The organism is Nocardia sp. NPDC050630, assembly GCF_044457245.1.
Taxonomy (GTDB): Bacteria; Actinomycetota; Actinomycetes; order Mycobacteriales; family Mycobacteriaceae; genus Nocardia.
In genome coordinates this window covers 109,382-132,494 of the sequence record NZ_JBITGN010000006.1, presented here as the reverse complement: position 1 = coordinate 132,494, position 23,113 = coordinate 109,382, and the positions used below count along the sequence as shown (strand labels likewise).

Sequence of the window (23,113 nt, the reverse complement as noted above, 5' to 3'; positions counted from 1 at the left end):
TCATCGGAGGTTGCGAAAAAAGTTTCTAGGAACGCGAAGGCACGAGATCAGCGACGACAGGGGCTTTGCGCAGGGTGCGCACCCAGACGGCGAAGCCCCACGCGACGAAGCCCGCATAGATCAGATACAGCGTCGCCGACGGGTAATAGCCCGCCTGCAACAGCAATGGCACGCCGACGAGGTCGACGGCGATCCAGATCAGCCAGAATTCGGCGAGCCCGCGCGCCATCCCGTAGGTCGCCAGCACCGATCCGGTGAAGATCCATGCCTCCGCCCACGGTCCATAGGAACCGATCAACGCGAACAATCGAGCGAATGCGGCCGTGCCGACCAACATGGCCGCCACCAGCACGAGCCGCTCACGCCCGCTTGCCCAGCGCGGCATGACGCCGCGGTGCTCGAGTCCGGTTTCGGCGTGGGCATGCCGATACCAACTCCACCAGCCGTACATGCTGACCGCGATGAACATCAGCTGACGACCGGCCTGCCCGGCCATATTCAAATGCTGTGGCGTATGGAAGATTCCGCCGACGAAAACGGTGAACAACAGCGCATTGCCCGCGATCCCGATCGGCCACGCCCACACCCGCCGTCGCATTCCGCCGACCGCGGAGGCCAGCCCGAAGCCATTGCCGATGATCTCGCGCCAGAGGATCTCCGAGCCCGCGATATGCAGCTTCGCGTCGAGCAGCGCGAAAAATGGGTTCACCTCCGCTACAACCCGAGCACCTCGACTTCTCATTCCACAGCGTCCGCGGTGTCTCACGCATACCTTCGCGTTCCGGCGACGGCATTTCGTGCGGCGAGTCGGTGTGCGAGGTACGAGAAAGGTCTGCGAAGCGGCGTGCGTAACGATTGCGCAATCTGGGGTGGCGATTCGCAATATCCGCGCAACGACCTGCTCCTAGTGTTTTGGTCATGACGGCGAGCGGTACCGAGGAGCCCATCGGCGGGACGGGCATCCACATCAGCGGTTTGACGAAGACATTCCGGGTCGGCCGGAAGACGGTGCAGGCGCTGGATGAAGTGGAGCTGCATACCGAACAGGGCGCGTTCTTATCCCTGCTCGGCCCATCGGGCTGCGGCAAATCGACGGTGCTGCGCATCCTGGCCGGACTGGAGACACCGACGGCGGGCAAGGCGCTCATCGACGGTGAAACCCCCGCCCAACTGCGCAGCCGCCACGAACGCGGCATCGCCTTCCAGGATTCGGCACTGCTGCCGTGGCGTTCGGTGGAATCCAATATCAAGCTGCCGCTGCAGGTCGCGGGCATCTCACCGGATCCGGGACTGATCGCGGATCTGGTCCGGCTGGTTGGCCTCGACGGCTTCGAGAAGGCCAAACCGGCGCAGCTGTCGGGTGGCATGCGCCAGCGTGTTTCGATCGCGCGCGCCCTGGTCGTCAAGCCGACCGTGCTGCTGCTCGACGAGCCGTTCGGCGCACTCGACGATATGACCAGGCAGCGGCTGAATCTGGAATTGTTGCGGATTTGGACTGAGAAGCCAGCGACCACACTGATGGTCACACACGGCATCGCGGAGGCCGTATTTCTTTCCGATGTCGTCGCGGTGATGAGTCCGCGGCCGGGCCGGGTGCTGGAACTGGTGAAGATCGATCTGCCGCGCCCGCGCACGCCGGAGATGATGCGCACACCGGAATTCCACAAGTTGCATGATTACCTTTCCGAGCTGTTGTTCGGAAAGTCCGGCAAGGGCGGTGTCGCATGAGTGAGCGAATCATGTGTCGCGCAGCATCGGAACGGTCCGCGAGGTACGGCGATGAATGACAATCGAGAGCCGCGCTCGCATGAGGTGACCAGATGCCTGTCCCGCGCGCGCCAGGGGTACCAGCAGGTCGGCGGACAGGATCAGCCGCGACCGTCGGTGGCATGGCGCCGCAGTCGAGGGGATGTGGCATGAAACGGATCGGCGGACTGATCGGCGTACTCGGATTGATCGCGATCTGGTGGCTGCTGGCGGCGCTGGAGGTCGCGGGTGGCACGATCCCGAGTCCGTGGACTGTCCTGCACAACATGTACAGCGACGGTTGGGATCTGTACGGACCCAACTTCCGGATCACGGCGCTCGGCGCGCTGAAGGGATTCATCTGGGGTAATGCGCTGGCCATCGGTCTGGCGTTCCTGATCGTGCTGATCCCGTGGATCGAACCGCTCGCCACCCAGCTGGCTATCCTCAGTTACTGCATTCCACTGCTCGCGCTCGGGCCGATCATTCTGGTGGTCTTCGGCGGGCGCACCCCGACGGTATTCCTCGCGGCGATGTACTGCTTCTTCACCACCATGGTCGGCACGGTCACCGGACTCCGCTCGGCCGATGTCACCAGCCTCGATCTGGTGCGGGCCTACGGCGGCGGCCGCTGGCAACAGCTCTACCGGGTGCAGGCGATCGCCGCGCTGCCGAATATGTTCGCGGCGTTGAAGATTGCCGCGCCGTCCGCTGTGCTCGGCGCGATCATCGGTGAATACCTCGGTGGTGTCGACAGCGGCATCGGCGTCGCGCTGACCGCCGCGCAAACCGCCTACAACGTGCCGCGTACCTGGGGGATGGCACTGGCCGCCGCCGCTCTCGCCGGGCTCGGCTACGCGATTGTCGCCCTGGTCGCCCGATTGGTCACCCCCTGGACCGCGCAGGAGCCGACATGAGCCGCGCCTCTCATGCAGACAGCTTGCTCGCCGAGGGTAGTGATAGGGCGGTCGAATGCGGCATTGGCGACCATCATTCGACTCCGCTCGGGGGAACTGCCTGGGGCCGAGCTCGATACGGCCGAAGCTATCGCGGCACTCGACGTCCGCGTGCGCAGTCGCCCGGTAGCGTGCGGCGAGTTGGCGTGCGTCGGGCAAAGCAGTGCGCGTCGGGCGAGACCGCCCGCGGCCGGGTTGGAGGAGTGCGATTCTCAATGATGATGTCAAGCCTTCAAGATCAGTTTGGGCGTCTGGTGTCAGGCGGCGGTGGCCGCGTGGTCGGGCGGGGCTGGGGCGTAGGTGCGGCCCTCGCGCAGAAGTGCCCAGAGGACGTTGACCCGGCGTCGAGCGAGGGCGAGCACCGCCTGATTATGGTGTTTGCCTTCAGATCTTTTGCGGTCGTAGAAGATTCGCGATTGCTCATGGAATCGGATACTGATCAGTGCCGAGGTGTAGAACATGTGGTGCAATCCTCGGTGATAGCGCCGGGGCCGGTGCAGATTGCCCGATATTCGTCCAGAGTCCCGGGGTGCTGGTGCGACGCCACCGTAGCCGGCCAGGTGGTTGGGCGAATCGAAGACCGTCATGTCGCCGCCGGTGGCAGCCAGGAACGTGGCGCCCATGAGCGGACCGATACCGGACATGCTCAGCAGGATTTCGGCGGTATGGTGGCGGCGAAATCGGCCCTCGATGAGCTTGTCGATGTATTTGAGCTGCTCGTCGAGGGTGATCACCCCCTTGGCCATGTCGGCCACCAACTCGGCGGCCAACCGTTGTCCGGGCAAGGTGGTGTGCTGGGCGGTGGCCGCGGTGACGGCCCTGACCGCCAGCGCCCCAGCTCCTTTGACCTTCTGCAAGCGCAGCCATTGCTCGACCTCGGCGACACCTGCCCGCCGCAGAGCGTCGGGGGTCTGATAGCCGGTGAGCAGCACCAGCGGTCCCTTGTTGGTCAAGTCCAGGGCTCGCTCGAGGGCGGGGCTGATGCTCAGCAACTGCTGGTGCAGCCGGTTGACCAGCCGGACACGGTCGCCGGCGAGGTCACGACGGCGGGCAACGAGCATCCGCAGTTCCACGATGAGCTCGTCATCGATACGCATCGGGGACAGATCGCGGCGAATACGGACCTGATCGGCGATGATCGCCGCGTCCTTCGCGTCGGTCCTTCCAGCGCCACGGTAGCCATCAGCGGCCCGGTTGACCTGGGTGCCGCTGATGTAGAAGACCCGTTGATGGTGGGCTGCGAGCAAGGTCAACAGCAGCGCGGACTCGCCGGTGACGATATCCACGGCCCAGTCGACCTGGTCGCCCAGAGTAGTGATCTTGTCGATCAGATCCAACAGGGCTGTCTCGTCATTGTGAACTCTGCGCGACAGCAGCCGGTTGCCGTCGGTGTCGATTACCACCGCATGGTGATGTTCCTTGCCGATGTCGACTCCGGCCCAAGCACACTCCAAGATCGCCTCCCTCGCTCACCAAACCGGTTGCACCACAGACGACTTCGCTGGCCTATCCCTACGGAGCGACTGGTTCGCAATTCTCAATCAGCAGCCGAGTCGTCGAGGGGGTGCTGGGCGGCCAATCGTGTTAAGCCACAACCGATGCAGATGACTGAGAGCCATACCCGGCACCCCTGGGCACCAAGACCCTACGACTGGCCCGAGCAACCCACGAAAGAGGGTAGGGATGACTGACGAACTTGTGCCGATGGACAACATGACCGCCGCCGCGCCGCCGCCCGTCGAGGCGAGCACGCGGCCCCAGCGCAGCGCCGCCGCCGGAATGCTCAATGTCCTCACCCGCATCGGCCGCTTCCTGTTCCCCCTGGTCACCGCGCTATTGCTGATGCTGGTGATCTGGTACGTCTTCCTCCATGCCTTCCCCCAGGTCGGGCCGCGAGTAGGCAAAACACCCAGCGACATCTGGAAGTACCTGTTCAACTCCTCCGGCGCACACACCGCACGTCAGGCCATCTTCGACGACCTACAGATCACCTTGCGCGACGCCGCGATCGGCTTCGGCGTCGGTATGCTCGCGGCACTCGTCGTCGCGGCGCTGTTCGTCTCGTTCTCCGCGGTCGAACAGACATTCATGCCGGTCGCCATGCTGTTGCGTTCGGTGCCCCTGGTAGCGCTGACTCCGATCATCGTGCTGGTGTTCGGGCGCGGACTCGCCGGTGTGACGGTGCTCGCGGCGATCGTGGTGTTCTTCCCGGCACTGGTCATGATCATGGCCGGTCTGCGCAATGCACCGCGGCAGGCGATGGACCTGGTGGCCGCGTACGGCGGCTCCCGCTGGACCGGACTGCGCATGGTCGCCGTGCCCGCCGCCCTGCCCTCGGTCTTCGCGGCGGCGCGAATTTCGGTGCCCGGTGCGCTGATCGGCGCATTACTCGGTGAATGGTTGGGTAGCGGCACTGGATTGGGAGCCAGTCTGATTCGCGCTATCCCGACCTTCCAATACAGCAAGCTGTGGGCCTCGATCGTGATCGTGACCATCGTCTCGGTGCTGCTGTACGCGATTGTCGGGGTCATCGAGAACCTGGTGCTGGCCCGCTTCGGGCCCGAGGCGGGCCGCCGCTGACCGGTCAGTTTTCGCAAAATCAATGCTCGGAACGCCAAAGTAAAGAAATCGAAACGGAATCCCCCTAGATTCGGCCCATGAACCCCGTACAACGCTCTTCGTTCGGGCCGAACCTGAACCGGCGATCCCTGCTTCGTTACTCCGCGCTGGCCGGCGCCGCATTGGGCGGCGCGAGCCTGTTGGCCGCATGTGGCGATGATTCGAAAGACTCGTCGGGCGGGTCGGTGGCGGACGGATCCAAGTACGGTTCCGTCGCGGTCCAGCTGTCCTGGCTCAAGAACATCGAATTCGCGGGCGAGTACTTCGCCGATTCCAAGGGCTACTACAAGGAGGCCGGATTCGGTTCGGTGAATTTGATCGCCGGTGGCGCGGCGAGCACCTCGGTCGAGGCGGGACTGGATACCGGCAAGGTCTGGCTCGGCACCTCGGCCCCGCAGACCACCGCGCCCGCGATCCTGGAGGGACTACCCGCCAAGATCGTCGCGACCACCTATCAGAAGAACCCGTTCTGTATCGTCAGCTCCGCCGCCCGGCCAATCAAGACCCCGCAGGATATGAAGGGTCGCAAGATCGGCGTCCAGGACACCAATCAGCTGATCTTCAACGCACTGTTGAATGCCAACGGCATGAAGCCGAGCGATGTGACCATCGTGCCGGCGCAATACGATCCGACCCCGCTGGCCAACGGTGAGGTCGACGGCTGGGTCAGCTATGTGACCAATGAGCCGATCACGTTGACCGCCAAGGGATTCCCGAATATCAACTTCCTCTTCGCCGACTACAACCTGCCGCTGGTGGCCGAGACCCTGACGGTCAAGCAGTCCACCATCGATAAGGAACGCGACAAGCTGAAGGCGTTCCTGATCGCCGAGATCAAGGGCTGGAAAGATGCGGTCGCGAATCCGGCCGAATCGGCGCGTCTGGCGGTCGAGGTATACGGCAAGGATCAGAAACTCGATCTGAATGAACAAACCCAGGAGGCGACCGCGCAGAACGGCCTCGTCGTCTCGGCTGATTCGACCGCCAATGGTTTGCTGACCATGACCGATCAGTTGATCGAGCAGAATATCGCCGCGCTGCGCAATGCCAAGATCGATATCAAGGCCGACCAGCTTTTCGACCTCTCGGTGCTGCGCGAGGTGTACGCGGAGAACCCGGGCCTGAAGTAGAGCTAGAGCGCCACCGGGGCGTTGGCCGGTAGTTCCCTGAATTGCGGTTCCGCGCTCCGGTTTTCGGAGCTCCGCTGCCCGCCTCCGGATCGGGCGACAAGCAGTTCCGCGGCGATCGAAACGGCGACCTCGGCGGCGGTGCGTGCCCCGATATCGAGACCGGCGGGGGAATGCAGGCGGGCCAGCGTCGCGTCGTCGAAACCGCCCGCTCTCAGGTCTTCGATGCGTCTCAGATGCGCGGACCATGAGCCGTTTGCGGCGAGGTAACCCAGTTCGGGTAGTCGCAGTGCCACAGTGAGCAGCGGGATTTCGAACGTCGGATCGTGCCCGAGTACGACAATCGCCGTGCTGCTGTCGATTTCGCCCGCCGCCGAGAGGGTGTTCAGGTATCGGTGCGGCCAGTCGACGACCACCTCGGCGCCCGGGAAGGCATCCGGCGTTGCGAAGGTGTCGCGGGAGTCGCAGATGGTTACGCGGTAGCCGAGCAGTTTGGCCTGTACGGACAGCGCTGCGGCAAAGGCGTTGGCGCCGAAGATGATCAGTCGCGGCGGCGGTGGGAACGAGGCCACGAACACATCGGATTCGGGCAGCGCGACCAGTTCCGTCGCATGTCGCTGCGGGGTGATCAGATGCTGTCCGATCAGATCCGGGTCCGGGTTCCACACCACGGTGAACAGGGTAACCCTGCGGTGCGCGGCGATTTCCGCGGCGATGGAGGGGAATTCCGGGAAGTCCCGCCGTGAGAACGGCTCGACGAAAACATCGACCATGCCGCCGGAGTCCAAGCCGGGCTCACCCGGCGGAACGCCCAAGCGGTGCAGTCCGCGTCGACCGCTGCGCGCGGCATCGGCCGCCGCCTCGATCACGGTCGTTTCGACGCTGCCGCCGAGGAGCGAACCATAGACCGCGCCATTGGCATCTACCAGGATCGATGTCCCCACCGGCAGCGGCCCGGAACCAACAGTTCGCACGACGGTGGCCAGTCCACCTGTCCGGCCCGAATGCCACACCCGCAATAGGTCCTCGACGATGTCCCGCATCTGTTCAGCTCCGCTCACGCGTGCGGCGCGGCCGGGAAGTCACGATCATCGCCTGTCGCCAAATCGTCGCACGTGACGCACACCATATCCTTATTACCGACCAAATAGGTGCGCCCCCCGGAATCTCTAACGGCTGCTTGATACACCGAGGTCCAATGCTTGTGGGACATCACAACCGGATGCCCTGGTGTGTTGTGGAACACAGCTCTCGCGAGGCCGCTCGGTGCCGCGGCGGCCGCGCCGAGTACCCGGGCGACCACATCAGCTCCGACATCGGGGGTATCCACCGGCATGATCGCGACGTACTCGGCGGGCGTGCGCGCGACGGCTCGCAAACCCGCCCGCACCGAGGCCCCGAGTCCGGTCGCCCAGTCGGCTGCCCACACATGATCGACACCCTCCGGTAGGTCGACCGCGGCCGGTGCCGGACCGGTTGCGCCGAGCACCACGATCACCGGATCGCAGCCGCCGTCGCGCAGTGCCGCCACCGCCGACCGCAGCCAGGCGCCGCCCTCGGCCAATGCCTTGGGCATCCCGTAGCGCGTCCCGGCTCCCGCGGCCAGGACGATGCCCGCGCAGACCGGTTCGGGTGATGCAGCCATGAAAAGACGGTAGCCCGGTCGCGTAGCCAGTGAGTTACGGAAGAGTGCTGTGACGTCGACAGTCGGACGCTGACGACACGCCGGAAGTGATCTATCCCTTTCGACTGGCGACCGGGTCGGTCGTATTCGATGCTGGTTCGATGACAGACGACGGGTTGGGGCTAGCGGAATTCAACGCGTTGCCCGAAGCGGAGGCGAACGCGGCCTTGCTCGCGTGTTGCTCGTCGCCGGAATGGGCGCGTGCGCTGGTCGCCGGGCGGCCGTACCCGAATATCGATGCCCTCTTCGATGCTGCCGACGCGGTGCTGGCGGAGTTGTCCGAGGCGGAGATCGATCGCGCACTCGACGGACATCCCCGTATCGGTGCCCGACCCGATACTGCGGCATCGGTGCGCGAGCAGGCCGGGGTGGCCGGGGCCGGGGATGCGGTGCGGGCGGGACTGGCCGATGGCAATCTGGCCTATGAGGAGAAGTTCGGCCATATCTATCTGGTGTGCGCGACCGGTAAGTCCGGGGAGGAGCTGCTCGATTTGCTCACCGCCCGGCTCGGAAATGATCCGGAGACCGAAAGGCGGGTTATGCGAACGGAATTGGCGAAGATCAATCGGATTCGGTTGGCACGGCTGCAATCATGAGCACGCTCGGTACACATGTGCTCGACGCCGTCGCGGGTGCGCCGGCGGCCGGTATCGCGGTGGTGCTCTATCGAGATAGCGAGGTGCTCGGTTCCGGAACCACCGATGACGATGGCAGGATCGCCTCGCTCGGTGCGGCATTGTCACCCGGCACCTATCGGCTGGTGTTCGACACCGGCGCATATTTCGCCGCGCGCGAGGTCGAATCGTTCTATCCGGAGGTCTGCGTCACCTTCGTCGTCATCGAAGAGCGGCACTACCACGTGCCATTGTTGTTGTCGCCCTTCGCCTTTTCCACCTACCGAGGGAGCTGAGCCATTCATGGAGCTGACCGGGCCGATCGTGCTGTCCGACAACCGGTATGGAAAGGCCGAGAATCGTATCGTCCGGATCTACCGGGACCAGCCGCGTCACGAGATCCGCGATGTGAACGTATCCACGGTGCTGCGTGGCGATTTCGCCGACGCATATGTCGCCGGTGACCAGTCGAAGGTGCTGCCCACCGACAGCCAGAAGCAGACCGCCTATGCGTACGCGAAGAAACCTGGGCTGCAACCGATCGAGGACTATGCGCTCACGCTCGCCGCACATTTCGTCGACGAGATCGCACCGGTCGACAGCGCGCGCGTCGAGGTCGAGGAGTATGCCTGGCAGCGGGTTACCGTCGACGGCAGCGAGCACGATCACACCTGGGTGCGGCAGGGTTCGGAGGTGCGGACCGCGACGGTAACGGTGTCGGGTAAGGGCGAGCGGCAGCAGGCCTGGGTGATCGGCGGGGTCAAGGATCTGGTGATTCTCAAGTCGACCGGCTCGGAGTTCGCCGACTTTCTCACCGACGACTTCACCGTGCTCGCGCCGACGGATGACCGGATGCTCGCGACCTCCCTCGTCGCGCAGTGGCGTTTCGCCGCCGCGACCGGTGTGAACTGGGATGCGGTATATGCCGGGATCCGGCAGCGGATGATCGAGGTCTTCGCGACGCTGCACTCCAAGGCTATGCAGCAGACGCTGTTCGAAATGGGCAAGGCCGCGCTCGAGGCATTTCCTGTGCTCGCCGAAATCCGGCTGGCCGCGCCGAATAAGCATCATTTCGACTACGACCTCGCTCGATTCGGCATCGAGAACCACGGCGAGGTCTTCCACGCCGACGACCGGCCCTACGGACTCATCCATGCCACTGTGCAGCGCGAAGATGCCCCGGAAGCCGGACCCGCATGGCTACCGTAGATGCCATGACGACTACGACGGTCATCGACGGGTGCGCCGTGGCGACCGTCGATCCGAACGGCACCGAATACCGTCGCGGGCATGTGACGGTGCGGGGCAACCGGATCACCGCGGTCGGTGCGGGTGCTGCGCCCGATCTCGGCGCGGATGTGCACCGCATCGATGGCCGTGGCTGCCTGCTCACGCCCGGATTGGTCAACACCCATCACCATCTCTACCAGTGGATCAGCCGAGGGCTGGCCGCGGACAACACGCTTTTCGAATGGCTCACCACGCTCTATCCGATCTGGGCGGGCATCGATGAAGACGCGGTTCGCATTGCCGCGACCGGTGCGCTCAGCGCGCTGGCTCGTACCGGTTGCACCACGTCCACCGACCATCACTATGTATTCCCGCGCGAAGGCGGTGACCTGCTCGGCGCGGAAATCGCCGCGGCCGCCGAGGTCGGCTTGCGATTCCATCCGACGCGCGGCTCGATGGATCTCGGCCGGAGTTCGGGCGGGCTGCCGCCCGATGAGGTGGTGCAGACTCTCGACGTCATTCTCGCCGCGAGCGCGGATGCCGTTGCGCGTTGGCATGATCCGTCCTTCGATTCGATGCTGCGGATCGCACTCGCACCATGTTCGCCGTTCTCGGTGACCACCGAGTTGCTCCGCGAATCCGCTGTGCTGGCACGCGATCTCGGCGTACGGCTGCATACGCACCTGGCCGAGACGATCGATGAAGCGGAGTTCTGTGCGGATAAATTCGGCTGCACACCAGCGCAGTACATGGAGCGCCTCGGCTGGCTGGGATCGGATGTCTGGTACGCCCATGGCATCCACCTCGACGATGCCGCCATCGAGACCATGGCGAAAACCGGTACCGGAGTGGCACATTGTCCAACCTCGAATGCGCGGATCGGCGCGGGTACGGCGCGCACAGCGGAGCTCGTCGCGGCGGGGGTCCCGGTAGGGCTCGGCGTGGACGGTGCGGCGAGCAATGAATCCAGTTCGATGATCGAGGAGCCGCGCAATGCGCTGCTCTATGCCAGGGCCAAGGGCGGACCGCGCGCGATCAGTACTCGAAAAGCCTTGGAGCTGGCCACTATCGGTGGTGCGCGGGTGCTGGGGCGAGCAGCCGAAATCGGGTCGATCGAACCCGGCAAGCTTGCCGATCTCGCTTTATGGCGGCTCGATACGCCCGCCCACGCGGGCATCGGTGACCCGGTGACGGCATTGATTCTCGGTTCGGCGCCGCCACTGGCGGCGTTGATGGTCAACGGGCGCATCGTTGTTCGGGATGCTGAGGTGCGCACGGTCGACGAGGAGAAAGTCGGCGGCGAGGTCGCGCGGGCGCAGGCGGCGCTGGTCGCGAAGGCGGGCTGACTCGCGGTCCAACGCCGCTCGAGCAGTTCGGAGCCCGCGGCGAGCAGCGGGCTGGTTGCCCACTCGTATCCCCGCTGTCGATTGGCCTTCTCCGAGGCCGCGGATGTCCGCCGATCGGAAGGTCCGAGGAGTAAACGGCTTGTCCGGCGGGGCCGCAAGTTGCCGCGGATCAAGGCGAATGACCTGATCAGGCGGATTTGCTGAATACTGGAACAGAGATGTCTCGGACTGTGCGGATCCGCGGGCGCGGGATGCTCGGTTCAGCGGGTAACGACCGCGCAACCTGGGGCGGTTGTCGCGCAACATCGCGGCAACCCGCGGCTTCTACTGTGTCGGCAGCGGTAGTGGAGCGAGGTGTGGCGTGGATCTGGACACGATTCGGGATGTGGTTGTGGCTCGGGGGCGGGCTGACCTGGCTTTTGTCGGTGGGAGCTGTGGAGTGCTCGCTGGGGGCACGTTTTTGTTTTCCGAGCCGCAGGACGGGTTGGAGCGGCTGGTCGATATCACTGGGCTCGGGTGGGCGGCGTTGACTGTGACGGGGGAGGGCTTGGAGATCGCGGCCACCTGCACATTGGCGCAGTTGGCGGGGGCTGGCGTGGGGCGGGAGTTGGGGGTGGAGGTATTGCGGGCGCAGTGGCCGGGGACCGCGGTGTTCGCGCGGGCGTGTCGGGCGTTGGTGGCCTCGCACAAGATATGGCGGACGGCGACGGTGGGTGGGAACGTGTGTTTGTCGTTGCCCGCCGGGGCGGTGTTGGGGGCCCTGGTGGCGTTGGACGGTGTAGCGCTGGTGTGGGCACCGGATGGTTCAGATCGTCGGATCCCGTTGCGTGAGTTCGTGCTCGGGCCGGGATGTAATGTGCTCGGCTCGGGTGATGTGTTGCGGTCGATTACTATCCCGACTCGAAGTCTGCACGCACGCACGGCATTTCGGAAGATCGCCCTTGCTCCGCTCGGCCGTTCCGGTGCGGTTGTCATGGGTCGGCGGGAGGCTGACGGTGGCACCGCGCTGACCATAACCGCGGCGACGACCCGTCCGATCGTGCTGGATTTCGCTGCCACACCAGATGATGCCGAGGTGCGGGGTGCGGTGGCCGCGATCGACCCGACGCTCTGGTTCGACGATCCGCATGGCGCACCGGACTGGCGTCGCCATATCGCCGGTGTGCTCGCTCGTGAGGTTGCGACCGAGCTCCGCGAAGCCGGTGATGGGCAATGAGATTCGAGATCGACGGCCAGTCGGTGCAGGCCGAACCGCGTCCTGGCCAATGCCTGCGGACGTTATTGCGCGAACACGGCCATTTCGCGGTGAAGAAGGGTTGTGATGCGGGCGATTGCGGTGCGTGCACCGTGCAACTCGACGGCATCCCCGTGCACTCGTGCATCATTCCCGCCTACCGTGCCGCCGACCGCACCATAACCACCGCATCCGGTCTCGGCACCGCTGAAGAGCCGCACCCTGTCCAGCAACGTTTCGTCGATTCCGCCGCCTTCCAATGCGGCTTCTGCACCGCGGGCATGGTGGTCACCGCCGCGGGCCTCGGCTGCGGCGGCCCTACCGCCCCGGATCCCGAGGCGCTACCGGAGCTCATGAAGGGAAATCTCTGCCGCTGCACCGGATATCGCGCGATCGTCGATGCGCTCGGCGCGGCTTCCCGCACGGACCCGGATGTCGTCTCGGCGTGTGGTGCGACCGCATCGCTGAACCCGGTTTCGGCACCGAGCGAACGTGCGACTGCTGGTCCCGAATCGACGAGCGACCAACTCCGCGCCAGTGGAGATGGGCCACCGGCCAGCGCCGATGACTTGGGCGCGGATCCCGATGCCATCTCGGCGCATGATGCGGACGCAACCGCATATCCGAGCCTCGACAGTAGGGATGGGGAGCAGGTCGACTCCAATGCTCGGCACATCTCATCGGACGAGGCCGCCGGACGAGCGGGCACCGGTGCCGGCGCACCTGCCGGACCCCGAATTGTCACGGGCACAGAGCCCTTCACCTTCGACGTCGGCACCGAGGGCGGGGACGCACCGCCCACGACCCCCCTGCATATCGCAGTGCTACCGAGCCCACACCCCCACGCGCGAATCGTATCCATCGACACCTCCGCCGCCGAAAACCTACCGGGCGTGCACGTAGTGCTCACCTACGCCGACGCTCCCGATATCGCCTTTTCCACCGCACGTCACGAAATTCGAGCCGACGATCCGGACGACACCTACGTGCTGGATCGCACGGTGCGATTCATCGGACAGCGGGTCGCCGCAGTAGTGGCGGAGAGCCTGGATATCGCCCGCGCGGGTTGCCGAGCACTAAAGGTCGAATACGAAATCCTGCCGGCGGTATTCGATCCGGCCGAGGCATTACTGCCGGAAGCGCCGAAACTGCACGACGGTAAACCGGATACGGCTCGCATCGCCGATCGCGAACGCAATCTGATCGCCGAGATCAATGGGGAGGTCGGTGACGTCGAGGCGGGCCTCGCGGCAGCGGCGAAGGTGGTCAGCGGTGTCTGGCATTCGCCGCGCGCCCAGCACGTACACCTGGAAACCCACGGCGGTATCGGCTGGTTGGACACGGACGGCAGGCTGGTCATCCGCTGCAGCACGCAGGTCCCGTTCCTGGTGCGCGACGAACTGTGCCAGATATTCGGATTACCACGTGAACGGGTCCGCGTATTCGCCAAGCGCGTCGGCGGCGGATTCGGCGCCAAACAGGAGATGCTGGCCGAGGATCTGATAGCGCTGGCGGTCCTGCGCACCGGCCGTCCCGCACAATACGAATTCACCCGCTCCGACGAATTCACCAGTGCCACTTGCCGTCATCCGATGCGGGTAGCGGTGACCGCGGGCGCGAATGGCGATGGCGTATTGACCGCACTGTCGATCGACGTGCTCGCCGATGCCGGTGCCTACGGCAATCACAGTGCGGGCGTGCTGTTTCACGGCGTCGGTGAATCCATCGAGGTCTACCGCTGCGCCAATAAGCGCGTCGAGGGGAAGACGGTCTACACCAACAACATTCCCTCCGGCGCCTTCCGCGGCTACGGCCTCGGACAGATCATCTTCGGCATCGAATCGGCGATGGATGAACTGGCGCGCGCACTCGATATCGACTCGTTCGAATTCCGCCGCCGCAATGTCATCGTCCCCGGCGACGCATTCGTCGGCGCGCAAGTGGGCGACAGCGATCTCGACTTCGGCAGCTACGGCCTCGATCAGTGTCTCGACCTCGCGGAACGAGCACTACTGCGCGGCAATGCGGTTCGCGCGCCAGGACCGGAATGGCGGGTCGGCACCGGTATGGCGCTGGCCATGATCGCCACCATCCCACCGCGCGGCCACCGCTCCGAGGCAACCGTCACCCTGCTCCCCGACGGACGCTACGAACTCCGCGTCGGCACAGTCGAATTCGGCAACGGCACCACAACGGTGCACGCCCAACTCGCGGCAACGGCACTGCACACCGACGTGCGCCGGATAGTAATCCTGCAATCGGACACCGATATCGTCGGCCACGACACTGGTGCCTTCGGATCCACCGGCCTCACCGTCGCGGGCAAGGCCGCCTATGCCGCGGCCGTGGCATTGCGCGAGCACATCCTGGTTCGGGCCGCCGAACTGACCGGTCGTGCCGAAGCGGAATGTGACCTGGTGGCCGAGGGCGTCCGCTGCGGCGATCGACTGATCGGCGCCACCGAACTCTTGGCCGACGGCGAGTTGTCCGGACACGGCGCACACGCGGGCAGCCCGCGCTCGGTCAGCTTCAATGTGCAGGCATTCCGGGTGGCCGTGCAGCCCGAGACCGGGTTGGTGCGCATCCTGCAATCCGTCCAGTCCGCCGACGCGGGCACGGTGCTCAATCCGGTCCAGTGCCGCGGTCAAGTGGTCGGCGGCGTCGCACAGGCCATCGGCACCGCCCTCTATGAGGACATGCGATCGGCACAAGGCGAGGTAACCACGCGAACGCTGCGGCACTATCACATCCCCCAGTTCGCCGACCTGCCACACACCGAGGTCTACTTCGCCGAAACCGCCGATGACCTGGGCCCACTCGGTGCCAAGTCGATGAGCGAATCCCCGTACAACCCCGTAGCGCCCGCACTGGCGAACGCTATCCGCGATGCTGTGGGGGTACGACAGACCAGTTTGCCGATGACGGCGGACCGGATCTGGCGCGCCCTTCAGGAAGGAGACCGGGTGTGAGCACCCAGCGCATGAGCATCAGGCCCGTTGGAGGCTGCGTGCGTGACCATGGAGGGCCGGGAGCGGTGCGAATCGAACCCTGCGTCGTGAGCATCGGGCCCGTTGGAGGCTGCCTGCGTGACCACGGAGGGCCGGGGAGCGGTGCGAATCGAACCCAGCGTCGTGAGCATCAGGCCCGGAGGAGGCAGCGTGCGTAATCACGGAGGGCCGGGGAGCGGCGCAAATCGAACACAGCTACCCGAGAATGTCCGCGCTCGCATCGAAGCGATGCTCGACACGGTCGATGCCGAGTTGCGGACCCGGTACCCGGGCCCGGGCGGCCGCGTCCAGCCGATCCACACCGCCTACGTGCCCGCCGACCGGGCAACCGCCGCGACCCCCGCCGAATGGGGTACGGCGGCGCTGGAGCTGCTCGATCACCACCACGAACTCCTCGCCGGAATCGACGGCACCGACGCGCTGCCCGCCGTGCGCAACCAACTCGAGCAGCGGCCGATCCAGGATCTGCGCATCGACTTCGAGGACGGCTACGGATTCCGCGCCGACGCCGAGGAGGACCGGGCCGCCGCCAATGCGGGCGCGGCACTCGCCGAGTGGGCGCGGCAACCCGGTGGGCCGACCAGCGTCGGCATCCGGATGAAGGGTTTGGCGGGTATCGAACGCGGTCGCGCCATACGCACCCTGGAGTTGGTGTTGGATGGCGCGGGCGGTGTGCCGCCGGGTTTCGTCTTCACCGTCCCGAAAATCCGTGCGGTGGAACAGGCTTCGGCGTTGGCAGTGCTGTGCGACGGACTGGAGCGCGGCTCCGGACTCGATGCGGGCACCCTGCGATTCGAACTGCAGATCGAGAGCCCGCAGGCGATTATCGCCGCCGACGGCAGCGCCCCCGTCGCCAGGATGCTTCACCTGTCCGAAGGCCGTTGCAGCGCTTTGCACTTCGGCACCTATGACTACACCGCCGCGTGCGGTATCGCCGCGCCCGATCAGGCGCTCGATCATCCGGCGGCGGATTACGCGAAGTCGATCATGCAGGTGGCCGCTGCCCAAACCGGGGTGTGGATCTGTGACGGCTCCACCCAGATCGTGCCGGACCGCGATCCGGAATCGGCACTGCTCAACCATCATCGGCTCGTCGGCCGGGCGTTGCGCCTGGGTTACTACCAGGGCTGGGATATGCATCCGGGCCACCTGATCACCCGCTGGCTGGCCACCTACGAATTCTTCCGTCGCGCCATCGATGTCGCGGTACCGCGTCTGGTCGCCTACCTCGACCGGCGTTCCAGCAGCGTCATGGACGAGCCCGCTACCGCTGAAGCCCTGGCTGCCACCGTGCTACGCGGCGTGAACTGCGGCGCACGCACCGCCGACGAACTGCGCGCGCTCGCGCCGGTACTGACGCCGGAGGTGCTGCGGGCACTCGTCGCGCGCGAGCCGATTCCGCAGGAGACGTTGTGAACGACTACGCAGGAGGTGTCATGAGCGGAAGCGATTCCGTGGACGGTGCTGGTCGGGCGACGGGTGGGCTCGACCCCACGGATTTCACGCTGCTGCCCGACCTTGCCGTCCGACCGCTCGGCGGCTCGGTCATCTGGGCCGACGACGAATTCTTCGCCGAGAAAGAGAATTTGATCAATCCCGGCCCCTCGGAATACCGGCCGTCGACCTTCGGGCACAAGGGTCAGATCTACGACGGCTGGGAAACGCGCAGGCACCGCGGCCGCCCCGGTGACGATTCCGCCATAGTGCGCTTGGGCGTACCCGCCGTCATCCGCGGCATCGTGGTGGACACCGCGTGGTTCAAGGGCAACTATCCGCCCGCGGTTTCGGTCTCCGCACTCGAGATCGACGGCTATCCACCCGCGGAAACCATTGCCGAGCGCGACGATTGGGTGCCCCTGATCGACCATGCCCCGGTAACCGGCGACAGCCGCAATCGATTTCCGATCGAGAACGAAAACCGTTGGACCCACGTGAGACTGACCATGCACCCGGACGGCGGCGTCGCCCGGCTGCGGGTACACGGCGAGGGTAGGCCCGACCCGAATCTGCTCGGTCTGGGCCCGCTGGACCTGGCCGCACTGGAAAACGGCGCCCTGGTGCTCGACTGCTCCAACCGCTTCTACAGTTCGCCGAACCAGCTGCTCTATCCGGGTCTGGCCGGAAAAATGGGTGACGGCTGGGAAACCGCTCGCCGCCGCGACGACGGCAACGACTGGGTGCGGATCCGACTGGCCGGACCCGGGCTCATCCGCCTCGCCGAGATCGATACGTCGTACTTCCTCGGCAATAGCCCGGGTTCGGCCCGGCTCACCGGCCGCACCACCGACGGCACCGAACTCGAATTGCTTGCGCGCACCGACCTGCTGCCCGATACCAGGCATCGCTTCGCGATCTCGCCGATGGCGGCCTCGGTCGAGGAGGTTCGGCTGGATATCTACCCGGACGGTGGGCTGGCACGACTGCGCCTCTACGGCGAACTCGGGGGCTGAGCGGCATGGGCGACCGCGATTTCGTCGGCTACGGCGCGACGCCACCGGATCCGCAGTGGCCCGATGCTGCGAAGATCGCGGTCCAGTTCGTCCTCAATTATGAAGAGGGCGCGGAGCACAATGTACTCGACGGTGATCCACATTCGGAGACGTTTCTCTCGGAAATGACTCCCGCGCAAGCGTTTCCGAATCGGCACATGAGCATGGAATCGCTCTACGAATACGGCTCCCGCGCCGGACTGTGGCGGGTGCTGCGCGCCTTCGAACGCCGCGACCTACCGCTGACCATTTTCGCCGTCGCCCGTGCCATGCAGCGAAATCCGGAGGCGGTGGCCGCCTTTGTCGAACTCGGTCACGAAATCGCCAGCCACGGCCTGCGCTGGCAGTCCTACCAACTCACCGACCGCGACACCGAGCGCGCGCATATGGCCGAGGCCGTGCGCATCCTCACCGAACTCACCGGCGCGGCCCCGCTCGGTTGGTACACCGGCCGCGACTCCCCGCACACCAGGGAATTGGTGGTCGAACACGGCGGTTTCGTCTACGACTCCGACTCTTACGCCGACGATCTTCCGTACTGGGTCACCGTGCACGGCCGAAACCACCTGGTCGTTCCGTACACCCTCGACACCAATGACATGCGCTTCGCCTCGCCCGCGGGCTTCCCCAGCGGCGAACAATTCTTCGCCCACCTCCGCGACGCCTTCGACGTGCTTTATCGCGAAGGGGCGGAGGGCAATCCGAAGATGCTGTCGATCGGTCTGCACTGTCGTCTGGTCGGCCGTCCGGCTCGATTGGCCTCACTGGAGCGCTTCCTCGACCACGTCCAGTCGCATGGCGACGTGTGGGTCGCGCGTCGCATCGATATCGCCGAACACTGGCGACGGGTGCATCCGGCGGTCGGCTAGGCGAAAAGATTCCGCACGAACGGCAGCGAATCCGGCAGCGACCCATTGACCGCTCCGCTGTGATCATCCGGATAGACATGCAACGTGACCGGCTGCCGATTGACCGCAAGCACCGCCGCGAACCGCAGTGTCTCCGGCGTGACCACATCGGTGTCGAGCAGTCCCTGACCCAGGAACAGCGGCTTGTCGTAACCGGATTCGGGCAGGCCGAGGTAGCGGGTCAGCAACCCGTGTAGATCCGGGATCTGTAGCAGCGGACGCGCGAACAGGTCACCGGCGACTACGCCATGGGCCGCGAGTTCGTCGCGCAGCGGGGTGACGCAGGCCTCGCGGGACCGCGCGAGCCAGTCACGACCCGAATCGTTCAGGTACGACTCGATGTCCAGGGCCGGGTAGGTGGTGCGCAGGCCATTGAGGATGTACAGCACATAAGCGGTGGTGTAATCCGACAGCCGCACCGGCGGCACGTGCGGCCCGAGCAGCGGCACGACATCCTCGATATAGGCAGGCACACCGGTGGCGACCGCGCCCCGGTAGTCGAGTTCGGGTCCGCCGAACTCGGTCGCGTAGCGCGCGGTGTAGACGGCGGCACCGCCGCCTTGTGACTGTCCGACGACCACCCAGCGCTTCGCCAGCGTGGCGTATTGCCCGGTGGCGGCCTTGACCGCGTCCACGATGTTGTGCGCTTCCACGAGCCCGTTGATGTAGGGGTGTTCGCCCGGCGAGCCGAGTCCGGCATAGTCCGCCGCCACTATCGCATACCCCTGCCGCAGCCAGGTCCCGAGATAGGCCCAGTCCCGCTCGACCGCGCTCGGCCCGGCGATGCTGTATGCGCAGTCGTCGCCGAGTCCGACCGTGCCGTGCGCCCACGCGATCACCGGCCAACCACCCGCGGGGGCTTCCCCGGGCGGGAAGTAGACCGCGGCGCTGGCTACCGTCGGCACATCGTTCGCGGTCGACGTCGTGTAGAGGATGCGGCTGGAATTCACCGCACCCGGCAGCGTCGCCGCCGTGGCCAGCGGCGCGACGGATTCCACCGTGCCCGGATCGGCGCTCGCCGCGGGCAACCGCAGGCCGAGACCACAGACGACGGCGACGGTGAACCACATTTTCCGCATAAAAGCTCCTACTCGGACGCTGAACGTCTGTCCGCGATGACTCGGTCCGTCAATCGAACCATCGGCGCCCAGCCGAGGTGGCGGAGACCACACAGACGGTTGTGAAGGTGCTCACAACCCGGAATGTCCGGCGCCTCGGATGGTGACCCCTGGGGTGATCGCAAACAGTACGAGCGTTACGCTAAAACCGCATGTCAGAGCTACCGGCGGGTAGGTTGCATCCTTGCAATTTGCGGGCAAATTTCGCAGAGTTAGCAAAGACGGTTCGAAAGCTAGCTCGGATTCACACTTGCAACAGGTAGACGGCTATTTCCTGGTGTGCCATCGTGTGGAAGTACACCCCATGGGCCTAGCAAGCCTGCAAATTGCCGCCACAGCAGTCCGAGCGATGCTCGACCGTGGGGCACCGAAACGAAGAAGTGGAGTCAGAGATGTCGAACGTCGGCACCCCGAAGACCGCTGCGGAGATCCAGCAGGACTGGGACACCAACCCGCGCTGGAAGGGCGTCACCCGCAACTACACCGCCGACCAGGTGTCGAAGCTGCAGGGCACCGTCGTCGAAGAGGCCACCCTCGCCCGTCGTGGCTCGGAGATCCTCTGGGATCTGGTCAACAACGAGGACTACATCAACTCCCTCGGTGCCCTCACCGGTAACCAGGCGGTCCAGCAGGTCCGCGCCGGCCTGAAGGCCATCTACCTGTCCGGTTGGCAGGTCGCCGGTGACGCGAACCTGTCCGGCCACACCTACCCGGACCAGTCGCTGTACCCGGCCAACTCGGTGCCGTCCGTGGTGCGCCGCATCAACAACGCGTTGCTGCGCGCCGACGAGATCGCCAAGGTCGAGGGCGACACCTCGGTGTCCAACTGGCTGGCCCCGATTGTCGCCGACGCCGAGGCCGGCTTCGGTGGCGCACTGAACGCCTACGAACTGCAGAAGGCCATGATCGCCGCCGGCGCCGCCGGTGTGCACTGGGAGGACCAGCTGGCCTCCGAGAAGAAGTGTGGCCACCTGGGCGGCAAGGTGCTGATCCCGACCCAGCAGCACATCCGCACCCTGACCTCGGCTCGCCTCGCGGCCGACGTCGCCGACGTGCCTTCGGTCATCATCGCCCGCACCGACGCCGAGGCCGCCACCCTGATCACCTCGGACGTGGACGAGCGCGACCGTGAGTTCCTGGACGGCACCCGCACCGCGGAGGGCTTCTTCGGTGTGAAGAACGGCATCGAGCCCTGCATCGCGCGTGCCAAGGCCTACGCTCCCTACGCCGACCTGATCTGGATGGAGACCGGCGTGCCGGACCTCGAGGTCGCGCGCAAGTTCGCCGAGTCCGTCCGCGGCGAGTTCCCGGACCAGCTGCTGGCCTACAACTGCTCGCCGTCCTTCAACTGGAAGGCGCACCTGGACGACGCGACCATCGCGAAGTTCCAGCGTGAGCTCGGCGCGATGGGCTTCAAGTTCCAGTTCATCACCCTGGCCGGCTTCCACTCGCTCAACTACGGCATGTTCGACTTGGCCTACGGCTACGCCCGCGAGGGTATGACCGCCTTCGTCGACCTGCAGGAGCGCGAGTTCAAGGCCGCCGCCGAGCGTGGCTTCACCGCCATCAAGCACCAGCGTGAGGTCGGTGCCGGCTACTTCGACACCATCGCCACCACCGTGGACCCGAACACCTCGACGGCGGCCCTGAAGGGCTCCACCGAAGAGGGTCAGTTCCACTGAGCTGAATGAAGTGAACGATGGCCATCGCTCGGTCCGAGTCGGTCGAACACCGGGGTGTACCAGCGTTCGACGCTGAACCGACCCCGACGGAGCGAGTCTTACGAGCGACGTTCGCGGCCCGTCTCGCGTCCGAGTCGTCGAAGCGCATGCGACGTAGTCGCGAGTCTCGACGGCTCGGACGCGAGACATCGGGGGGCCGCGAACACGCCGCGCGGAGCGCGGCCATCCAACACCGCCCTCCCGGCTGAACAGCCCCAGCCGGGAGGGCATCCCTATACCTTGGACCATCGAAGGTCGGCTCTTATCGGAGCAGCCTTCCATCAGCCACCCGACAGCCAGACCAAACAGCAGGAGCGGGACGTGAGCAGCGACAAGATTCAGCGCGTCGGCATTATCGGTGCCGGCCAGATGGGTGCCGGCATCGCCGAGGTGTGTGCGCGGGCGCATATCGACGTGCTCGTCTACGAACAGACCCGGGAGCTAGCCGCCGCAGGTCGCGCCCGCATCCTGCGCTCGCTCGACCGCGGTGTGAGCAGCGGCAAGATCACCGAGCGCGAACGCGAACAGGCCGCGTGGCGGCTGCGGTTCACCTCCGACCTCGGCGATTTCGCCGACCGCCAACTGGTGGTCGAGGCAGTGCTCGAGGACGAGAAGGTGAAAACCGCGATCTTCGCCGAACTCGACAAGGTCGTCACCGATCCGGACGCCGTGCTGGCCTCCAACACCTCCTCCATCCCGATCATGAAGATCGCCGTCGCCACCGCCAACCCGGAGCGCGTGGTCGGCATGCACTTCTTCAACCCGGTGCCGGTGCTGCCGCTGGTCGAGCTGGTCACCACGCTGAAGACCAGCGAGGCGGTGTCCGCCCGCGCCGAGGCCTTCGCCGGTGATGTGCTCGGCAAGCAGGTCGTGCGTTCGGCCGACCGTTCCGGTTTCGTGGTGAACGCGCTGCTGGTGCCGTACCTGCTCTCGGCCATCCGGATGGTCGAATCCGGCTTCGCCACCAAGGAAGACGTCGACAAGGCGATGGTGCTCGGCTGCGCCCACCCGATGGGTCCGCTGGCGCTGACCGACCTGGTCGGGCTCGACACGGTGAAATCCATTGCCGACTCCATGTACCAGGAGTTCAAGGAGCCGCTGTACTCGGCGCCGCCGCTGCTGATGCGCATGGTCGAGGCCGGTCTGCTCGGCAAGAAAACCGGCGCAGGCTTCTACCAGTACAAGGTCTGACTGTGTTCAATGGCAGCGCCTTCGGCGCTGCGTGTTCGCGGCCCCCTGGTGTGGGGGGGGGGGGGCGGCGGGGCGCCGGTGGTGGGTGCCGTCGGGTGGTCCCGGAGGGGCGCGGGCAGGGG

General features: G+C 65.7%; 20 protein-coding genes. 15 read left to right on the top strand and 5 right to left on the bottom strand.

The features are described from left to right. Nucleotides 1-25 precede the first annotated feature (25 nt). A complete protein-coding gene (pnuC, locus tag ACIBG0_RS17695; RefSeq protein WP_397033633.1) occupies nucleotides 26-742 on the bottom strand; it encodes a nicotinamide riboside transporter PnuC in 717 nt (238 codons plus the stop codon). A 176-nt stretch (nucleotides 743-918) separates the two neighbouring features. Here pnuC and ACIBG0_RS17690 point away from each other — a divergent pair, with 176 nt between their 5' ends. Both ACIBG0_RS17690 and ACIBG0_RS17685 read left to right on the top strand, forming a co-directional pair. Then, on the top strand, nucleotides 919-1,728 hold the full coding sequence (locus ACIBG0_RS17690) for an ABC transporter ATP-binding protein (protein ID WP_397033631.1): 810 nt from the start codon (nucleotides 919-921) through the stop codon (nucleotides 1,726-1,728). A 188-nt stretch (nucleotides 1,729-1,916) separates the two neighbouring features. Then, nucleotides 1,917-2,663 (top strand): ABC transporter permease, encoded by a 747-nt coding sequence (locus ACIBG0_RS17685; protein WP_397033629.1) that lies wholly within the window; start codon nucleotides 1,917-1,919, stop codon nucleotides 2,661-2,663. A gap of 296 nt (nucleotides 2,664-2,959) precedes the next feature. On the opposite strand, the gene ACIBG0_RS17680 is transcribed toward ACIBG0_RS17685, so the two are convergent. After that, nucleotides 2,960-4,159 carry an IS110 family transposase gene (locus tag ACIBG0_RS17680; RefSeq protein WP_397034075.1) on the bottom strand — a complete coding sequence of 400 codons (1,200 nt, stop codon included), beginning with the start codon at nucleotides 4,157-4,159 and terminating at the stop codon, nucleotides 2,960-2,962. A gap of 322 nt (nucleotides 4,160-4,481) precedes the next feature. On the opposite strand from ACIBG0_RS17680, the gene ACIBG0_RS17675 reads away from it, so the two are divergent. Together ACIBG0_RS17675 and ACIBG0_RS17670 are read left to right on the top strand one after the other, a co-directional pair. Beyond that, the gene (locus ACIBG0_RS17675; RefSeq protein ID WP_397034073.1) at nucleotides 4,482-5,282 is read left to right on the top strand and encodes an ABC transporter permease; all 801 of its coding nucleotides are present in this window, start codon (nucleotides 4,482-4,484) and stop codon (nucleotides 5,280-5,282) included. Nucleotides 5,283-5,359: 77 nt separating this feature from the next. After that, nucleotides 5,360-6,451 carry an ABC transporter substrate-binding protein gene (locus ACIBG0_RS17670; RefSeq protein WP_397033627.1) on the top strand — a complete coding sequence of 364 codons (1,092 nt, stop codon included), beginning with the start codon at nucleotides 5,360-5,362 and terminating at the stop codon, nucleotides 6,449-6,451. A 2-nt stretch (nucleotides 6,452-6,453) separates the two neighbouring features. Here ACIBG0_RS17670 and ACIBG0_RS17665 read toward each other — a convergent pair whose 3' ends face one another. Together ACIBG0_RS17665 and ACIBG0_RS17660 are read right to left on the bottom strand one after the other, a co-directional pair. Continuing rightward, nucleotides 6,454-7,491, bottom strand: coding sequence for an XdhC family protein (locus ACIBG0_RS17665; RefSeq protein ID WP_397033625.1), 1,038 nt, complete (start codon nucleotides 7,489-7,491; stop codon nucleotides 6,454-6,456). Between the two features lie 14 nt (nucleotides 7,492-7,505). Then, complete coding sequence (locus ACIBG0_RS17660) at nucleotides 7,506-8,093, bottom strand: NTP transferase domain-containing protein (protein WP_397033623.1); 588 nt, start codon at nucleotides 8,091-8,093, stop codon at nucleotides 7,506-7,508. A gap of 140 nt (nucleotides 8,094-8,233) precedes the next feature. Here ACIBG0_RS17660 and uraD point away from each other — a divergent pair, with 140 nt between their 5' ends. The 9 genes from uraD (at nucleotide 8,234) to puuE (ending at nucleotide 18,922) form a co-directional block, all read left to right on the top strand. Continuing rightward, nucleotides 8,234-8,728 (top strand): 2-oxo-4-hydroxy-4-carboxy-5-ureidoimidazoline decarboxylase, encoded by a 495-nt coding sequence (gene uraD / locus ACIBG0_RS17655; protein WP_397033621.1) that lies wholly within the window; start codon nucleotides 8,234-8,236, stop codon nucleotides 8,726-8,728. Then, complete coding sequence (uraH, locus tag ACIBG0_RS17650; protein WP_397033619.1) at nucleotides 8,725-9,042, top strand: hydroxyisourate hydrolase; 318 nt, start codon at nucleotides 8,725-8,727, stop codon at nucleotides 9,040-9,042. Before uraD ends, uraH begins: the two co-directional genes overlap by 4 nt. Nucleotides 9,043-9,049: 7 nt before the next feature. Continuing rightward, a complete protein-coding gene (gene pucL, locus ACIBG0_RS17645) occupies nucleotides 9,050-9,955 on the top strand; it encodes a factor-independent urate hydroxylase (protein WP_397033617.1) in 906 nt (301 codons plus the stop codon). 5 nt (nucleotides 9,956-9,960) lie between these two features. Continuing rightward, on the top strand, nucleotides 9,961-11,322 hold the full coding sequence (locus ACIBG0_RS17640) for an 8-oxoguanine deaminase (RefSeq protein WP_397033616.1): 1,362 nt from the start codon (nucleotides 9,961-9,963) through the stop codon (nucleotides 11,320-11,322). A gap of 361 nt (nucleotides 11,323-11,683) precedes the next feature. Further along, complete coding sequence (locus tag ACIBG0_RS17635) at nucleotides 11,684-12,538, top strand: FAD binding domain-containing protein (protein WP_397033614.1); 855 nt, start codon at nucleotides 11,684-11,686, stop codon at nucleotides 12,536-12,538. Next, a complete protein-coding gene (locus ACIBG0_RS17630) occupies nucleotides 12,535-15,525 on the top strand; it encodes a molybdopterin-dependent oxidoreductase (RefSeq protein WP_397033613.1) in 2,991 nt (996 codons plus the stop codon). Before ACIBG0_RS17635 ends, ACIBG0_RS17630 begins: the two co-directional genes overlap by 4 nt. Nucleotides 15,526-15,792: 267 nt before the next feature. After that, nucleotides 15,793-16,980, top strand: coding sequence for a DUF6986 family protein (locus ACIBG0_RS17625; protein WP_397033611.1), 1,188 nt, complete (start codon nucleotides 15,793-15,795; stop codon nucleotides 16,978-16,980). Nucleotides 16,981-17,000: 20 nt separating this feature from the next. Continuing rightward, nucleotides 17,001-18,014 (top strand): allantoicase, encoded by a 1,014-nt coding sequence (alc, locus tag ACIBG0_RS17620; protein ID WP_397033609.1) that lies wholly within the window; start codon nucleotides 17,001-17,003, stop codon nucleotides 18,012-18,014. 5 nt (nucleotides 18,015-18,019) lie between these two features. Further along, nucleotides 18,020-18,922 (top strand): allantoinase PuuE, encoded by a 903-nt coding sequence (gene puuE / locus ACIBG0_RS17615; RefSeq protein WP_397033608.1) that lies wholly within the window; start codon nucleotides 18,020-18,022, stop codon nucleotides 18,920-18,922. On the opposite strand, the gene ACIBG0_RS17610 is transcribed toward puuE, so the two are convergent. Next, nucleotides 18,919-20,040, bottom strand: a complete 1,122-nt coding sequence (locus tag ACIBG0_RS17610; RefSeq protein ID WP_397033606.1) for a lipase family protein — start codon at nucleotides 20,038-20,040, stop codon at nucleotides 18,919-18,921. The two genes, puuE and ACIBG0_RS17610, sit on opposite strands and share 4 nt — an antisense overlap. Before the next feature lie 431 nt (nucleotides 20,041-20,471). Here ACIBG0_RS17610 and aceA point away from each other — a divergent pair, with 431 nt between their 5' ends. Both aceA and ACIBG0_RS17600 read left to right on the top strand, forming a co-directional pair. Continuing rightward, on the top strand, nucleotides 20,472-21,761 hold the full coding sequence (aceA, locus tag ACIBG0_RS17605; protein WP_397033604.1) for an isocitrate lyase: 1,290 nt from the start codon (nucleotides 20,472-20,474) through the stop codon (nucleotides 21,759-21,761). A 360-nt stretch (nucleotides 21,762-22,121) separates the two neighbouring features. Further along, entirely contained in the window at nucleotides 22,122-22,991 is an 870-nt protein-coding gene (locus tag ACIBG0_RS17600; RefSeq protein ID WP_397033602.1) for a 3-hydroxybutyryl-CoA dehydrogenase, read from the top strand. Nucleotides 22,992-23,113 lie beyond the last annotated feature (122 nt).

Excerpts from the sequence above, each read along its gene's own strand:
- pucL (WP_397033617.1), top strand. The coding sequence starts at position 9,050 with ATGGAGCTGACCGGGCCGATCGTGCTGTCCGACAACCGGTATGGAAAG.
- ACIBG0_RS17690 (WP_397033631.1), top strand. The coding sequence starts at position 919 with ATGACGGCGAGCGGTACCGAGGAGCCCATCGGCGGGACGGGCATCCAC.
- ACIBG0_RS17610 (WP_397033606.1), bottom strand. The coding sequence starts at position 20,040 with ATGCGGAAAATGTGGTTCACCGTCGCCGTCGTCTGTGGTCTCGGCCTG.
- aceA (WP_397033604.1), top strand. The coding sequence starts at position 20,472 with ATGTCGAACGTCGGCACCCCGAAGACCGCTGCGGAGATCCAGCAGGAC.
- ACIBG0_RS17670 (WP_397033627.1), top strand. The coding sequence starts at position 5,360 with ATGAACCCCGTACAACGCTCTTCGTTCGGGCCGAACCTGAACCGGCGA.
- ACIBG0_RS17660 (WP_397033623.1), bottom strand. The coding sequence starts at position 8,093 with ATGGCTGCATCACCCGAACCGGTCTGCGCGGGCATCGTCCTGGCCGCG.
- ACIBG0_RS17665 (WP_397033625.1), bottom strand. The coding sequence starts at position 7,491 with ATGCGGGACATCGTCGAGGACCTATTGCGGGTGTGGCATTCGGGCCGG.
- ACIBG0_RS17675 (WP_397034073.1), top strand. The coding sequence starts at position 4,482 with ATGCTCAATGTCCTCACCCGCATCGGCCGCTTCCTGTTCCCCCTGGTC.
- alc (WP_397033609.1), top strand. The coding sequence starts at position 17,001 with ATGAGCGGAAGCGATTCCGTGGACGGTGCTGGTCGGGCGACGGGTGGG.
- ACIBG0_RS17630 (WP_397033613.1), top strand. The coding sequence starts at position 12,535 with ATGAGATTCGAGATCGACGGCCAGTCGGTGCAGGCCGAACCGCGTCCT.
- puuE (WP_397033608.1), top strand. The coding sequence starts at position 18,020 with ATGGGCGACCGCGATTTCGTCGGCTACGGCGCGACGCCACCGGATCCG.
- uraH (WP_397033619.1), top strand. The coding sequence starts at position 8,725 with ATGAGCACGCTCGGTACACATGTGCTCGACGCCGTCGCGGGTGCGCCG.
- uraD (WP_397033621.1), top strand. The coding sequence starts at position 8,234 with ATGACAGACGACGGGTTGGGGCTAGCGGAATTCAACGCGTTGCCCGAA.
- ACIBG0_RS17685 (WP_397033629.1), top strand. The coding sequence starts at position 1,917 with ATGAAACGGATCGGCGGACTGATCGGCGTACTCGGATTGATCGCGATC.
- pnuC (WP_397033633.1), bottom strand. The coding sequence starts at position 742 with ATGAGAAGTCGAGGTGCTCGGGTTGTAGCGGAGGTGAACCCATTTTTC.
- ACIBG0_RS17640 (WP_397033616.1), top strand. The coding sequence starts at position 9,961 with ATGACGACTACGACGGTCATCGACGGGTGCGCCGTGGCGACCGTCGAT.
- ACIBG0_RS17625 (WP_397033611.1), top strand. The coding sequence starts at position 15,793 with ATGCTCGACACGGTCGATGCCGAGTTGCGGACCCGGTACCCGGGCCCG.